Genomic DNA, 15,694 nt, shown 5'->3' with positions numbered 1-15,694 from the left:
GGAAAAGAAAAAGTAAAATTCATCTTTCAGTAAACAGAAGAATTAACAAAGGGTTAGTGTCAGGTAGCTGAAATTACGACAGCATGCTGACACGCCCTGTCATCAGTCGTGCCGTAGCGAGTACGGTCAGCGGCTCAGGCTTTGTACAGGACCAGGTTGACCCTCGTTAACGTTACGGTGCACTGAAGATGTGTTCACATTGCGTGCAGCTGTATTCATCAAAGACGGTGCCGTCCAGCTGTTCTCCGGCCAGAGAGCCTGCCACCGCGCCCGCACAGGCGCCGGACAGAAAACCAATGAGCCCTCCGGCTATCGTACCGACCACGGGGATGACTGAACCAATCAGCGCACCGGCGGAGGCTCCTTCAAGCCCGGCAAGGCCTCCGGCTGTTGCGCCAATGACCCCTCCCGTCTTTTTACCCACATGGCGCAGTCGTATGTTTTGCGAACCGCAATTCGGACAATGCATTTCTTTCTCCCTTGTTACTGGCAATAAAAACCGCCTGAATAAACAGGCGGGCCGTGAATAAAAACGGCCCTGATACCGGAACAGGGAATGTGGCGATGGCAGTGCCGGAACGGGGGAGGCATGCACGCGGGTATTTTGCAGGGCAGTACACCGGGGAGAGGGAACAAGGGTAGCGGCAGGGCACCAGAACCCCGCTTGTTCTTATCGGACACATTAACCTCCATGAGTATAATAACAAAACGGCAGCGATAGTGGCTGCCGTTCTCATGGAAGTAATATAGGTCTGAGATTTTTTTGAATGCAGGTTTGTCTGCGTTTTCGATGCCGGGCTAATTCCCCGGTGTCATCATAACGGTATTATTCCCCGGAAAAGGTTTTCAGGTAGTGGGCGTTAATCAGTTTTTCGAGCATATCACTGATGCGAATATCGTGATGGGCAGCCAGTAAATCCAGCCGCATTTTGGTTTCATTCTTCAGGTAGGTGTTAAGGGCTTTTTTATCGGTACGTGACTGCCGCAGTTTTTGCTGGTTCCAGGCTTTGTTCAGATTCAGCAGAAATAGCCGTCTGGTATCCGGTGTATCATCCCATAAATCAATTGCACCACGCAGAGCAAGGCAGCGTTCAGAATGACTCAGTGGCGTAAACCAGGTGCTCAACCCCGGTGATGACAGACTGAATGAGAACCCACCAGTGGGGGCTGCTTTTTCCTCCTGTAGCGATTTAAGACTGTTCCATGCCCACAGTACCGCCTCTTCCTCATCAGGTAACCATTTTAGCGGGACGGGTTTACTGTAAATGTTTTTCCACTGGTCTTTGAGCCTGTCCATCACCTGACTCTTCAGGCGATTAACCGGTGGGGCAGGAATAATTATCCAGTCAAAGAAATTGAAGATAAGTTGCATTCTTTCCTGATGACTTGTCGGCGATTTATTTAGCTGAAGGAACTGATACCAGTTCTGACCGAAAGGAGCATCTCTTGATCGAGAAATGCCAAGCTGATAGTCACTCGCTTCACAGAGATAACCCCACATCCAGAATGCGGCCCGTTCATCGCATTCAAGCCAGTCAAAACGGTTAGCCGGTAAGATATTCTCGTCGCAGGCGGTATGCATTTCTTCCAGGAGTCTGTCTTGCTGTTCTTTATCAGGATAGTACTGATTGAGAAGATGATTAACTGCCTGATGGCAGCTGCCTGCATCCTGACGATTAACGCCTTCTGTTCTGATGTTTTTATTTATGCCTAACCAGTCAAGATAAAAACTGCAGATTCGGATGTCGCGGGTCTTTATCGGTGTTTGTTTGTGGTTGCGATCGTAAATAACCATATATTCATCCTAAATATAAACTACGATGTCGTGGTGTTTGTAGTTATACAGTAGCATGATGGTGGTTTTATCGTCACTAAAAAACACATCTGGTAGTCATCGTGAAGTTAGATGATGGTTTGATGTGGGTTTTTATGTCGTATTATCATGGTTATCCAGTGGTTGTTTTCACTGTTTTTCTTTGTTGTTCGCTCTTTTTACGGTCTTGGTGACTGCATCCTGGTTTGTAAAGCACCACTTTAACCTATTTTTCGTTCTTCTGTATGCCCTCGTTTTCACCTCATCATTGTGCCTGGTTCTCCTCAGGATGCATTTTCTGACGCAGGTATGGTCATCTGTTAATATTTTCATTTCGTTGCTCATAATCAGTATTAAGGCCTTCTATGGGCAGTTATGATGAGGGGATTATTCTGGTTTGTGTTATTTAAGATGAAGAGGTGTCTTATCTTCAGTTTATTGAAGAAGATAATTCCAGAGTGAGTGTTTAGGGTTCTTATTGCATGTGACGACTGTCTGGTGTTGCTTTGGCTGGTGTTACTATCAGGCTGAATATGTTGGATTGGTATTAATATAATAAAGAAGGGAGTTGCTAATCGGGGTTATTACTGAGTTGAGATTATCAGTAAACAATCATTGTTGAGGGTTATAAACTGTAAGTGCTCGTCAACAACGAGCGTTCGACAGAGTGAGATGATTTCCTGAGTATGTTATTACTTATTGCCCTGATGACTGCAGCAGTGAGTCGTTACTACAGATAAGATTACGTTAGTGGATAAGACTGAAGGAATTAAACTGTCAATGATGTGTTAAGGGGGTTATACGTCAGGAAAGTTATGCGTAAATGTTATACGACTGACGACAGTGCTGAGAGCGTGATAAATATCAGACAGAGAGTAAGCGAACGTTGAGTGGCGTAGTAAGTACGATCGCAATGCGTCGTGAGTATATTGGTATTATCCTGTCCCATTAAGGCTTGTTATAACGATTGCTAACCATTGTAGGTAATTCGTTACCCAATAACCACTGAATGGCCTGAAGCCATTCGTGTATGTATTTACCTCGACTTTACTCACGTCAGTGAAAGTGAGCTAAAGGGTATGGAGAGTGATTGCGAGAGAATGGTAAGCGTCATGGCGAGTTAGCGGGAGAATAGTCCATGTATAACCGTCAGCTGGATAACCGCGCTAAGCTGAATACAGAGCTGGAGATTAAGTGTGTATACTCAGAATCAGTATGTGGGGGCGCATTAAGCCTATGTTATTTAAACAGAGGGCGAATATTGTAATGCTGCATATCTCCGAACCTTTCTGTAAGCCCGTATAACCGCGTTTGAGTTAATATTGATGGTAGTCTGTGAATAAATAGGTTGCATCGCTCCTGATGCGTTACAGTGCGTTTTAGAAAGGGAGATAAACAGCCCGCTGGCTTACCAGAACGTTAATATCCGTTGATGCATTGTTTTCGGTAGATTGGGTAATGTAGCGCGAGTTTATCCAAAAAAGCAGACGTTAACGATGAAAGCAGACGTACAGTACGAGTTTCATCATTTTGGTATCCCGGTGCAGGACGGGGATACCGCAGGCAAGTTCAGTGCCAGCGCGGGAATGTATACCGCCGATAACCCTGGCAAGTTTCGGGTGCAGTGGCATCGCTTTACCGATGACTCACCTTTGCATCCGTTGCTGAAAACCGTTCCGCATGTGGCCTTTAAGGTCAGCAGTCTGGCTGAGGCGATTGTGGGCGAGACGGTTATCCTGGGGCCTTATGAACCCATCGATGATTACCGGGTGGCCGTTATTGATGACGGTGGTGTACCGGTTGAGCTGATTGAAACCACGCTCAGCGATGAAGAACTGTGGGCGCGTGCAGCGTCCGGTCAGGGGAGCCTGTATCGCAAGTAAGATGCTCTGGGGGGCATCAACGCTCGCGGTCATCAGGCTTTCGTTCAGACCGTTATTATGCAGAACATTTAGCACGGGTGCAGAGGCATCTCTGGCGGTGAGCCCGACAGGATCAGTACCCACGATGAAAAATGGGTAAGGATGGCGTCTCGCTTCACCAGGCTGCACTAAAGCCCTGTTCTTTCAGTCGATGACGGGTTCGTTTCACGTAAACTGCGTCAACGAGGTCATCGGGGGGCAAATCACGGGTGATATTACAAATCGTCGCCAGTGCAGCACCTGAGAGTTTAAACGTCCGTGGTAATCCGTAGTGGTCCCCGGTTTTTTGCATAGCAATGTTACCGAATAACGCTCTGAAGAAATCCGTCTGTGATGGTCTGCGGGCGTTGATAATCGCCTCTGTCGCTTCATCCCAGAATGTGACCTCCACCTCCTCCATCCCCAGTGAGCGAATGATCCCGGTAATGTCAGGTCAGTACTTGAGATCGAAACGATTAAATCGCTGCAATTCTGGCTTCAGATAAAACGGGTAATGACCGTTTCCCTCTCCGGCATCATCGATAAAATCCGTGAGTTTTAGCATACGGTCGCATCCAAAGTGGTCGTTCTCGCATAGCTCTGCGCGTCGTTCCAGCATTTCTGGCAGTTGCATGCTCATCTCGCTGATACTGTCATTCAGGACTACAAGCTCCTGATAATCAGCCCGCAGTGTTGCAAAACGCGCATCGGTGCCAAGGCTGCCGGCATGAATAATCTGCTCAGTCAGTATCCAGAACTGTTGCCTGGAGAGGCTACCGGACGCTATCTCTCTGTATACCGCCACCCTCTCGTCATGACGTTCAATAAGCCGATGAAAAACAGATCAGGTTGAAGGCCATATTGGGTTGGCGGAATACTGCCGGTCGTGAAGTTTCTCTTCCAGCAGCGCCAGTGCGATCGCCGGTGCTTCATCAACGCCAATAATTATTGTTACTCCCTCTGGTTCTCATCTGTTCATGACCATTGTTTACTGAAACCCTCCAGATGTTGGTAACGTGCAGACTGTTTTTTCACAGTCTTCGGGTCACCCTGCGCCAGAACCCGTCACTGTCGTTACGCTATTCCCCCTGAAAGAACAGATTACGGTCGTACTGTCGTGTGCTCACTAAACTCTGCCGGATCGGCACTATCCCAGTCATCGGTAACGTTATTCCAGTCACAACTGAGTACCTTGCTGTTTTCTGAACAGTAAGGTTGTGGGTCCGTCGCGTGTTTTACGCTGACAAGACGACTGATGGGGTTGCTGTGCTCTGACGTACATCCAGCCAGCAATAACACGCTGATAAGTAACATTCGATAGTGAGCCATCGGGCACCCTCCTGTGCATTCTGCAACGTAGTATGCAAAGGGTGTTTCAACAGCATGCCAACGATCCCGAACATTTCTGAATTCACCAGCCGTTGATGGAAATACGGGGGGGCCCGCTGAGAGTGAAAAGTATTTTTTAACGGCACCGGTAATGGTTATGAACACTGACCTACCGGAGTCCCTTTCAATGAGTTACACCTGCGACCCTTACTGGCAGCAACGCATCGCCGATACGTTTAACAATGCCCTGAACGCCTATACCCGTGTACTGGCCCTGCGCGTTGACCTCCGTTTGCCGGATACCCCCTCAGCCTCTGATGCTGCGGTTATCTCCCGCTTCACCGATGCCCTGAAAGCCCGCATTGCTGCCCTTCAGACGCGTCAGCGTCGTGAGGGTAAACGCGTCTGGCCGACCACGCTACGTTTTGTCTGGGCGCGGGAGTTTGGCGAAATCAAAGGGAAGAAACATTACCACGTGGTGCTGTTGCTGAATCGCGATACGTGGTGCGGACCGGGGGATTACAAGGACCCGGAAACTCTCGCAGGCATGATTAAACAGGCCTGGTGCAGCGCCCTGCAGGTGGATGCTGAAGCTCACGCTGTGCTGGCCCGCTTCCCGAAGAGCCCGGTGTCCTGGCTGACGCGCGGCAATACCACAGAGCTTCAACAGGCGCTGGCGCAGGCAGCCTATTTAGCCAAACTGGAGACCAAAGTCACTGGCGACAGTGAGCGTAACTTCGGCTGCAGCCGGGGCTGAGCGTACCCACTCGCACAAATTCTGCCGGCCTGATGCGATGGGCCGGTAATTTTTTACAGGCAATCCCTATCCTTTGAGGAGAACCGGCATGTCCAGAATTCAGTGACACCGGACGTCTCCCGACAACCATTCCTCAAAGGGAGATAAATACCATGACCACACTGAATACGAACAACGCTGGCACCACAACCGCCATGCTGCTTTGCGCAGACGACCCGCTTATCGACATGACGTTTATCACCACCTGCACCGGTATGACCGACAAGTGGTTCTATAAACTGATGAGTGAAGGCCTGTTCCCTAAACCCATCAAACTGGGGCGTAGCAGCCGCTGGCGTAAAAGTGAAGTGGAAACCTGGATGCAGCAGCGCATTGCGAATTCTCGTGGCGCCTGAGCAGAGGGCATATCTGAATGGAAAAACGACGCTGTACTCAACCACAGAACATCCCTGAACGCCGGACGTGTCCCCGTTGCCGGCGCCGGTACTGTGGTGCCAGACCTTGCCCTGTTTGTTTTCGTCCCTCCACAGTACTTGCGCAACCGTAACCTTTCTGTAGTCCGGGACCGGCTATCGCCGGTACCGACCCGCTAACGCTTAACTGACCCGCCATTCACATCCTGTTGTGCTGCCCGTACCGAGACGGCTGACGCCTGCGTGTTGTCTGGCGGTAAGGATCATCACCATGTATACAAAATCCTTTATCGCTCTCGACGGTAACGGTCGTCTGACGGGGCCCGAACGGCACAGCATTCCCCGTATGACCGCTATTGCTGCCACCTCTGCGGCCGTGCGCTGCACGACCACCCTGAATACCAGACCGAACGCCCGTGGTTTTAACACGAGGCAGCAACGCTTTCGGACAACGGAAGACCGCACTGCCCGTACGTGAAACCGAAAGCCGAAGAACTGAGGCTGGCAGGACATCTGCAGCGGGTTATCCCGGGTGCTACGCCCGTGGTGCGTAGAGCCGACTGGCACTGTAACGGCTGTAACAGCAATTACCACGGCGAACGCGACTGCCTCACCTGCCGAACGGGTGAGCACAGTCATGTGCTCGCTGATGCTGACAACCGGATAGCGGAGCTAGCGTTATGCGCATGCTGATGTGTTACCTGTCTAACGACTGGACCATGCACTGTGTGGCGTAGCCACAATGACGAGAGCTTGGAGCACTCAGTGAATCACTGATGTCCCTTTTTTGAAATCAATATTTACATAAAGTCGATTTTCCGGAGAAAAAAGCGTTGAGAGGTTGCTCATGATGAGGGAAATACCAAGCAAAAAATTCAGTGACTGCTGCAAGCATGCGGTGAAGACCTGGTCATTGGCATGAGGTTGTGCGGACAGTCAACGTCATTGCTGCCTAACACCGCGTTACCATAAACGCCGCCCTCATCGGTTTCCTATAACAACAAGGGAAAGATACCCATGATTTTTAACCGACACCAGCGCCTCATCATCATCACCACCACCACGCTCCTTGGCGCGCTATGTGCGTCGGGTGCCAATGCGCAGCCAGCACTTACCGAGGCTGCTCCCACGCCAGGGTTTAACACCTACATCCCACAGGATGTTCTGACACCGCCTACCATTCCAACCCGGATCGGCACGCTCAGCTTTGTCGACGGCGTACCGACCCAAGACACGGCCAACCTGGCGTTCGACAACCTCGATTTCCTGCGAGGTGTGGAGGTGTTCCTCAACCTGATGCCCGCCGCGAGTATTGAAGCGATCCGCCAGGGTAACGTCTCGCTTGGGGCTACCAAGAGCAACCAGGTCACTATCTACGACCAACTGGCGGACTCTAATCCACTGCTGTTGACCGCCAATACCGATACGGTCTACGCCTTTGCCATTCTTGATCTGGAAACCGACGGTCCAACGGTGGTGGAGGTACCGCCAGGCAGCGGGCCGGGAACGGTCAACGATGCATTCTTCCGCTTTGTTGTCGACATGGGGACTCCAGTCACCGGGTGCGGCAATGTCAATAAGTCGCGGTGTTGAATCGCGACGGGCTGTCTTGATGATTACCATTCCTTGGATAAAACCCTAGATCCCCTCCGTGGGATCGCCCGGGCTAAAGATGATCTGCCCAGCCTCACACTTTAAAAGCAATGCATTTTGCAACAATCGGATCCTGAATGGTGCGGGTATATAAGACAATCAGCCTTTTTCACAGATCAAACTTTCCGCTGACTCACTTGACATATCTGGCATTTTTCTTCCCGATTGTCCTGTTTGACACAATCATCAATAGGCAAGTTAGGTATTAAACGCGTATTAAGCAAAAAAATGACGCGGTAATGAATTAAACGGCGATTGAATATCAAATTTCAGTATGGCCAAGGTTGGTAACCTGTAGCTTTGTGTACAGGATAAAAACACGTGTTTCACTGCGATAGTATCTTGATGACCAATGCAAGGGGGATATATAAATTTTTCAGAATAAAACTGGGTACCCATCGGGTTTGTAATGTGGATTTCCTTAACTTTTCATGCAAAAAATATCGATTATTTTAAATTATAAATTTATTTAATGTTTTGGGGCTATAATAATGAAAGAAAGATTATATTTAACGAGAGAGGAAATGAGCAGGCTAGTCAGAACGGTATATGGGAGGACGAACGGCGTGAGGGATTATTGCATGCTACTGCTTTGCTACTTGCACGGCTTCAGAACCAGCGAACTGACGGGGTTAAAACTGGAGGACCTGGATTTATCGGCTGGGCGGTTATGCATCAGGCGTTTGAAAAATGGCTTCAGTACCGTTCACCCTATACACCCCCAGGCCAAAAACGCGTTAGCCTTGTGGTTGAATGTGCGCAGTAAGATGGAAGCCGTTCATGGCATGCCTTGGTTATTTATTTCCCGTAAGGGAGGGCGTATTTCCCGGCAACGCTTCTATATGTTATGCAGGGAATACGGGCGACTGGCTGGGCTGCCCTTTGAGGTCCACCCCCATATGTTGCGCCATGCCTGTGGATACGAGTTGGCTGAACAGGGCATGGACACGCGGCTGATACAAGACTATTTGGGGCACCGTAACATTCGCCATACGGTGCATTATACGGCAGGTAATGCAGCGCGCTTTGCCAGACTTTGGCAGGGCGAGGGGCTCTTTGAATCCGACAAAGACAGTGTCATGATCTAGCACATTAAGATCTTAATCGGTAACCTGATTTTATTTATAAGAAAAATAGCAGTGATTATTTTTTGTATTTAATTGTGAGTTTTTATATCAACGCCGTACGGGTGTATAATTAAAATAGCTAATATTTATCCTGAAAGGAAAAGAGGGGGCTCTGTGCAAGAAAGCTTGTTTTCATCAATAATGACAGGGATGTCTTATGCTACCACCTCTGGACTTTTTCTGTGAAAACTTATTCATCGACGGCGGTGTTGCGGGTAATGCGAAGGTTGTTGATATAGCGGTCTTGCAAGAACTTAGGTATCATTATATCCAATGAATTAATAAATTAATTTTACCTTTCCATTAAGTTGGTTGGGATATTTTTGATAGAGAACCCAGCAGAGAAAAGGCGACGACCATCAGATAATCGTCACTTGAGGCCATATTTGATAGCAAGGATTGTTGGTGATAGGTGCCTGTATTTTATTAATGGCATGCGGGCCCAAACAGGATCGATCTGGGGCCTGCTCCCTCTGTTTAGGCATGTGGGACAAATGCGTCTGGTGAGAAATACAACCCGAGCGTGACGACGGGTACTGTTTTCAACATGGATCTCGGCAAGATGTTAGATGAACCTTTGAGGCGTTTTTGTTTTTACCTGCAGGGGCAGAGGTCTATCCGCGAGGTCAATTCGGTGTAGCGGCTAAAAAGCGCCAGCAGCTTACTTTGGCTAAGTCGTGATTGCTCTGTTGTTGATTGCCATGGGGGCTCCATATTTTTGACAGAATGAAATACGGAGACACGGGCTATGTTTTGCATCCTTTCGTGGCGTGTATGTCATGCCTCCTCTCTGATTGCTCCCTAGATCCTGATTATTGAGATCTGCGCGTGAACTTCTAATGTATCCATCGGTGCCGGTGCGAGGGAAAAGCCCCCGCATCGGTATCATCAATTCCGCAACGACTCCTTCATGCTGCTACCGCCCTTAATCCTGCCGACTTCTCTCTGATTGTCTTGTCTGAAAGGGGCGTTGGTTGGTCGGGGTAATTGATTGAAAAATAACCTCCACTATTAACATTTAGAACCAAACTGACTACTCTTTTTTAACTATCTTTACCCGGAGCAAAGTCAGCAGAATGATTGAGTAGTTTTGTCCTTCACTCCGCCCCCATACGGGGCATTTGCTGTAATACCGCTCCCCATCCTCGTTCATCAAACTGAAGCTTATTGAGGCCTGATCCTTTTTGCTGTTCGGCGTGCGCATTCCTAATGTCACGCTAGCTGGATATTTATTTCGTAGAACAAACATCCCAACGACTTTTTTTCTGTGAAAACGATGTTTTGTATCCTTTTGCACCAGGAGATAACAAGAGTTGTCAAAATGGTTCTAATTGACTACTCGAAAAAAACGCCTTGGCTAAATGTAAAAAACGAGATGAGACGGATCCATGTAGCGGACGCGTCAGGAGAAACGGCATGAGAAAAACATTAAGTACGCTGGTTGTTGTTGGTACGGTCTGCATGGGGGGGACTGGTGCACAGGCGGCGGAACAACAGAATGTTAAGGCAGCAACACAGTCATTTTCTGTGAAGCTTGGGGCTACCCGGGTGATTTACGATCCGGATTCTGCCGGCAGCTCTCTTGAAGTCACTAACCCACAGGATTACCCCATCTTGGTGCAGTCCAAAGTGACCGGAGATGATAAGAAAACGGCGGCGAATTTCATTGTAACGCCACCCGTATTTCGTCTGGATGGGGGGCAGCAGAGCCGCCTGCGCATTGTGAGGGTAGCCGGGGAATATCCCCATGATCGGGAATCACTGAATTGGCTTTGTGTGACCGGTGTGCCGCCCAAGGCAGATGACGAATGGGCACAAGGAGAAGCTAACAAAAGCAAAAGTGTGTCCCTCAATATTCAGATGAGCATCAGCAGTTGCATCAAGCTGCTGGTTCGCCCTTCTTCTCTCAGTGGCGGCCCGGAAAAAGCTGGCGCGTCACTTACTTGGGTGCAGAAAGGCGACAAACTGGAAGTGAGCAATCCATCGCCTTATTACATGAGCCTGACGGAAGTGAAAGTGGGTAATGTAAAAGTGACCTCGGATTATGTTCCTCCGTTTGGTAAGGCAATGCTAACCGCACCCGGCGTGAAATTAGGTGAAAGTGCACAGTGGAAGGTGATCACTGACTACGGTGGGGCGAGCCAGGAATTTCAGGCGAAAATCCAGTAAGCGTACGTTTTGCTGGTCAGGGGATGATTGAAGATGAAATACACCCGGCTTGCACTGGCAATTGGCTTGGTGTGCCTATCGGGAAGAGCGTCAGCGAAGGAATGGACATTTGACGAGGGGGTGTTGGGTGGCTCTGTGGACGTTTCGGTCTTTAATGCCGGCGGCCAGATGCCTGGTACCTATCAAGTCGATATTTTGCTTAACGGCGAACGTGTGGACACCCGAGAGATAACGTTCAGTACGGTGAAAGATGCACAAGGGCATTCACGTTTGGCTCCCTGCTTATCAAGTGAGCAGTTGTCGCAATATGGGGTGAAAACCGATGATTATCCTGACCTGCTCGGGAAAGTCGGTGGCGACGATGCCGCAAAGCATGATGATAAGACCGGGGAATGCGTACATCTGGAAGCCATTCCGCAGGCAAAGGCGGAGTATAACTTCAATGAACAGCAGCTATTGCTGAGTATTCCACAGGTGGCACTTCGTCCCGCGCTCCGAGGGATAGCCCCCAGAGAACTCTGGGATGACGGGGTGCCGGCGTTATTGCTCAATTACAACGCCAACACCAGTAAGACAACGTATACCGGTGGCGATGATCAGAGCAGCTATGTGCAGCTTAATCCGGGGGCAAACCTCGGTGCATGGCGCCTGCGCAACCAGACCAACTGGCAACGGCAGAGTGACCAGCCAGGAAAATGGCAGACCCTGATGACCTACGCTGAACGTGGGTTGTATGAGAATAAAAGTCGCATAACGGTGGGGGAGCGTTTCACCCCGTCTGACATTTTCGACAGTGTGCCTTTTCGTGGGGTAATGCTGGGGACGGACAGCAGTATGGTGCCCTATTACCAGCGCGAGTTTGCGCCTGTGGTGCGGGGTATAGCTCGTACTCAGGCGCGAGTGGAGGTTAAACAAAACGGCTACACGGTCTACAGTGCTTCTGTGGCACCTGGTCCTTTTGCGCTGACGGATTTAAGTGTTCCGGGTAGCGGGGGAGATTTGGAGGTGACGGTCAGGGAGTCTGACGGACAGCAACAGGTCTTCACGGTTCCCTACCAGACTCCGGCCATTGCCGTGCGAGAGGGGTACCTGGATTACAATGTCATGATGGGCCAGTACCGCCCGGCAGAGTCAGGGACGGACAAGGTGCCGGTGGGGCAATTTACCCTGATGTATGGGCTGCCCTGGAACCTGACGGTCTACGGGGGCCTTCAGAGCGCAGAGCATTTTAATGCCACTGCGGTGGGATTGGGGATGTCACTGGGGGATTGGGGAAGCTTATCCCTGGATGCGATTGAGTCGCGAGGGGCTCGCCGCCGGGAGAAGATGGAAAAGGGAGGGACGTGGCGGGTACGTTATTCGAAGGAGTTTGATACCACCAACACGACCTTTACTTTGGCCAGCTATCAGTACGCCTCGTCCGGGTACTACAGCCTGTCAGATGTGCTTGACAGTTACGGGCATGATGCTTTTTCGGATGCACAATCTGGGTATTACGGTGACGATCGCCGTAAATCCACCACATCCATGACCGTAAGTCAGTCAATCGGCACAGTGGGCTCGCTAAGTATGAGTGGGCGCCGTGAGGATTACTGGAATAGGCCTGGCCATGAGGAAACCTATTCTCTGGGTTACTCCATAGGCTTTAAGCAGGTGACCGCGTCGCTGAACTGGTCCAGGAACAAGCATATCAGTGGAAACGGAGAGACCGGGATGGACAATCTGACCACACTGTCGTTGAGCTTTCCATTGGACCAGTGGCTTGGCGGGAATACGTATGCCAGCTATCAGTACACGGCGCCGTCGCACAATGCGGGAACGCATGATTTACAACTCAGCGGTCAGGGATTCGATCGCCAGCTTAACTGGAACCTGTCGCAATCGTATCAGGCTGGCGAGGAGAACCGCAGTAGTGATGCCAGCGCGGTCAACCTGAACTGGCAGGGGCGGTACGGGGTGCTGGGTGGGGGCTATCGTTACAGCCCTGATACCCGCCAGGTGAGCGGAAGTATCTCCGGCGGCATGCTGGCTTATGCGCACGGCATAACGCTGGGGCAACCCCTCAGCGACACGGTTGGTGTGATTGAAGCGCCAGGGGCTTCCGGTGTGGCGGTCAGTAACTGGCCCGGCGTGAAGACGGATTTTCGGGGCTACACCCCGATGTCCGGGTTATCTGCTTATCAGGAGAACACATTGAGCCTGGACCCGACATCACTGACAGGGGATGCGGAGGTTGAGCAGACCAGCGTCAAGGTTATTCCGACGCAAGGAGCCGTTATTCCGGCCCGCTTCCGGACCCGGGTTGGCGCGCGCGGGTTAATGACGCTAAGCCGGAAGGACGGCAGCGTCATCCCACTCGGGGCTGTTGTCGTGGTCAACGACGTGGCTGCCGGCATTATGGGGGATGATGGCCAGGTTTACCTGACCGGGCTACCTGATAAAGGCACGCTTTTCGTGAAGTGGGGAGGCAAACAGCAGTGTCAGGTGAGCTACGTCTTGCCGGCGGAGAAGGGGCCTGCCGGTATCTACGTCATGAAAGGAATGTGTGAATGACAGATGAAAAAAGGTGCCATGGCCATCATGTCTGGTGGGGAAGGGCAAACGTTGTTGCCCGGACAATAATGCTGTTATTTCTCTGGTGTGCCGGTATGACGTTGGGTATGGCGGCGGATGCGCCTCAAATGGTATTGAAGATGCGCCCTCAGATAAGCGGGATGATCAACAAGGATGTGGTGCTGGGTGAGGGGTATGTGGTTTTTCACAATACTCACACGGGTTTTCAGGTCTGGAGTGATGCGGTGAAAAGTACTGACCAGCCGCACCGCTATGAACTGGAAGGTAAAAATGGCAGCCACAATAAAATCCGTGTCCGGTTGGGCGGCGAGGGCTGGCAGCAGGACCAGGAAAACGGCAAGGGTATTTTGTTGTTAACCGGGGATGATGTGGTGAAGTTCATCCTTTACAGCGACGGTGAGCAGACTGCGATACCCGATGAGTATTCGGTGCAGATACACGGCGTGGCGTTGCTGCCCTAAATTTCATTCTGTGTAGTGATGATGGCATTCAATGGAGAGGAACATACAAATGAAAACGGTATTACGGATAAATAGTCAACGAAAAGTGAGTGCGTTGCTTAGGTACTTGATTGCAGGTGCTGGCATACTGTCGTCTGTGCCCGTGTTGGCCGAGGGGGCAATTTATGATGCCAAAATCTCGGACTTAACTATTACGGCCAGGGTAACTCCTACTTGTTCCATAACCCCGCATGTAGTGGCTATAGACCTTGTAGGTAAACAGATAAATAACCCCAATGCGGGGGGAGTTGATGTTGATTGTGGTGCCAGCTCCGAGGTTGCACTCGCCATCTCAAAAGACGGGGTTGTTTCGTACGACGTCACGGCTGTTGGAGTCCCACAAGCGGGCGCGGCAGGGCAACTCACCATTAAACTCGATCAGGCGAACGCAACGTCAACCACCATGACAGCTTCGAATAACTTCTCAGGCCACTCTAATATCAGCAAAATGCTGGTAAGCAATACTACTGGTAAAAGCACTTTCAATCTGCTTGCTTCAACAGATGTTAACGGGATAACCGCCGCTGGGGACTTTAAATACTCCCTGCTTGCAGCAGCTTGGATGGAGTAATGACGTCTCTCTTCGTGTTGACAATATTGTAGATGGATTGTAGGCGTTTGCTTTATTTCTTGGGTTGACATGAATAACACCTTTAATCCCCTTTGGGATGAAGTAGGCTACGGCAATTAACTATTTTTTAGCATGAATACATTTTAACTTCGGCACAGACTTAAAACATTCTTAAGTGTGATGGGAACTGTGTGTGAGTATTTTTGCGCCTGAAAGATATTATGAGTGAAATAACAGGAGGTGGGATATCTAAAAAAATAACAAACAGTACGTGATGTTTTAAATTCAATCCGTGCTTGCTTTTGAAATGAATAAGCAGCAAGCGTGAAAAAATATTAATCAGGAGTCTATGTGTGAATAATAAACTGAAACTTACGCTCGGGACGTTACCCGTGCTGTTATCGATGTTGATTACCCCGGCCCATGCCTCTCTGGGTAGGTCCTCTACGCATCAGCTTGATTTTGTGCTTCAATCATCAGCTCAGTCATGGGTGCAGGTGACCCCTGCTACCGGCCTGATTTCGGGGAAACAACTGAAAAACACAAAACTGGCGGAGGCTGTCATTAAGGGGGATGGGAAGGCGGGATATACAGACCTGGCGGTTAAGTGGGACACCAGTAATGGTGCAATCGACCCGCAAAAGCCTGCGGAATATGTACTTGCCAGTACAGATAATATGTCGCTTGACCCCATCGCCGTGGTGCTGGCTATAGACCCGAACGGCACAGCAGCCGCCACCAAAGGTGCCACGAGTTATGTTGGTGCTGTTGCAGCCCAAACAACAGACCTCACACTGTATGTGCTTATGAAATCTGATCAAGTTGTGTCACCCGGTACGTATCACGCCGCTCTCCAGGCTGCGGCTTATACCAACTAATAAGGTAAT

Annotated in this window: 13 protein-coding genes and 1 pseudogene; 11 read left to right on the top strand and 3 right to left on the bottom strand. The window is 50.1% G+C overall.

The features are described 5' to 3' along the window. Positions 1-172: 172 nt before the first annotated feature. Positions 173-469 carry a hypothetical protein gene (locus ACB496_RS15575; RefSeq protein ID WP_281853312.1) on the bottom strand — a complete coding sequence of 99 codons (297 nt, stop codon included), beginning with the start codon at positions 467-469 and terminating at the stop codon, positions 173-175. Between the two features lie 357 nt (positions 470-826). After that, positions 827-1,795, bottom strand: a complete 969-nt coding sequence (locus ACB496_RS15570; RefSeq protein WP_371973024.1) for a hypothetical protein — start codon at positions 1,793-1,795, stop codon at positions 827-829. Positions 1,796-3,309: 1,514 nt separating this feature from the next. Between ACB496_RS15570 and ACB496_RS15565 the strand changes: the two genes are divergently transcribed. Beyond that, positions 3,310-3,696, top strand: coding sequence for a hypothetical protein (locus ACB496_RS15565; protein ID WP_371973023.1), 387 nt, complete (start codon positions 3,310-3,312; stop codon positions 3,694-3,696). Positions 3,697-4,168: 472 nt separating this feature from the next. Here the strand turns inward: ACB496_RS15565 and ACB496_RS15560 are convergent, their stop codons facing one another. Beyond that, positions 4,169-4,519, bottom strand: coding sequence for a hypothetical protein (locus ACB496_RS15560; protein ID WP_371973022.1), 351 nt, complete (start codon positions 4,517-4,519; stop codon positions 4,169-4,171). 711 nt (positions 4,520-5,230) lie between these two features. On the opposite strand from ACB496_RS15560, the gene ACB496_RS15555 reads away from it, so the two are divergent. From ACB496_RS15555 to ACB496_RS15510, 10 genes and pseudogenes are all read left to right on the top strand, one after another. Then, entirely contained in the window at positions 5,231-5,800 is a 570-nt protein-coding gene (locus ACB496_RS15555) for an inovirus Gp2 family protein (protein ID WP_371975247.1), read from the top strand. Positions 5,801-5,952: 152 nt separating this feature from the next. Next, on the top strand, positions 5,953-6,195 hold the full coding sequence (locus ACB496_RS15550) for a helix-turn-helix transcriptional regulator (protein ID WP_371973021.1): 243 nt from the start codon (positions 5,953-5,955) through the stop codon (positions 6,193-6,195). Positions 6,196-6,484: 289 nt separating this feature from the next. Continuing rightward, positions 6,485-6,906: pseudogene (locus ACB496_RS15545) on the top strand (putative zinc ribbon protein). A gap of 324 nt (positions 6,907-7,230) precedes the next feature. Further along, the gene (locus tag ACB496_RS15540) at positions 7,231-7,806 is read left to right on the top strand and encodes a DUF1254 domain-containing protein (protein WP_371973020.1); all 576 of its coding nucleotides are present in this window, start codon (positions 7,231-7,233) and stop codon (positions 7,804-7,806) included. A gap of 551 nt (positions 7,807-8,357) precedes the next feature. Continuing rightward, on the top strand, positions 8,358-8,954 hold the full coding sequence (locus ACB496_RS15535; protein ID WP_371973019.1) for a tyrosine-type DNA invertase: 597 nt from the start codon (positions 8,358-8,360) through the stop codon (positions 8,952-8,954). A 1,455-nt stretch (positions 8,955-10,409) separates the two neighbouring features. Then, on the top strand, positions 10,410-11,162 hold the full coding sequence (locus ACB496_RS15530) for a fimbria/pilus periplasmic chaperone (protein ID WP_371973018.1): 753 nt from the start codon (positions 10,410-10,412) through the stop codon (positions 11,160-11,162). Between the two features lie 33 nt (positions 11,163-11,195). Next, on the top strand, positions 11,196-13,715 hold the full coding sequence (locus tag ACB496_RS15525) for a fimbria/pilus outer membrane usher protein (RefSeq protein ID WP_371975246.1): 2,520 nt from the start codon (positions 11,196-11,198) through the stop codon (positions 13,713-13,715). After that, positions 13,712-14,197, top strand: coding sequence for an AfaD family invasin (afaD, locus tag ACB496_RS15520; protein ID WP_371973017.1), 486 nt, complete (start codon positions 13,712-13,714; stop codon positions 14,195-14,197). Before ACB496_RS15525 ends, afaD begins: the two co-directional genes overlap by 4 nt. A 49-nt stretch (positions 14,198-14,246) precedes the next feature. Next, positions 14,247-14,807, top strand: a complete 561-nt coding sequence (locus tag ACB496_RS15515; protein WP_371973016.1) for a hypothetical protein — start codon at positions 14,247-14,249, stop codon at positions 14,805-14,807. Between the two features lie 353 nt (positions 14,808-15,160). Then, entirely contained in the window at positions 15,161-15,685 is a 525-nt protein-coding gene (locus tag ACB496_RS15510; RefSeq protein ID WP_371973015.1) for a hypothetical protein, read from the top strand. The last annotated feature ends 9 nt before the right edge of the window (positions 15,686-15,694 follow it).

The sequence above is a fragment of the Lelliottia nimipressuralis genome, from assembly GCF_041464075.1.
GTDB classification, from domain to species: Bacteria; Pseudomonadota; Gammaproteobacteria; order Enterobacterales; family Enterobacteriaceae; genus Enterobacter; species Enterobacter nimipressuralis.
This window is presented reverse-complemented; position numbering and strand designations above follow the sequence as displayed.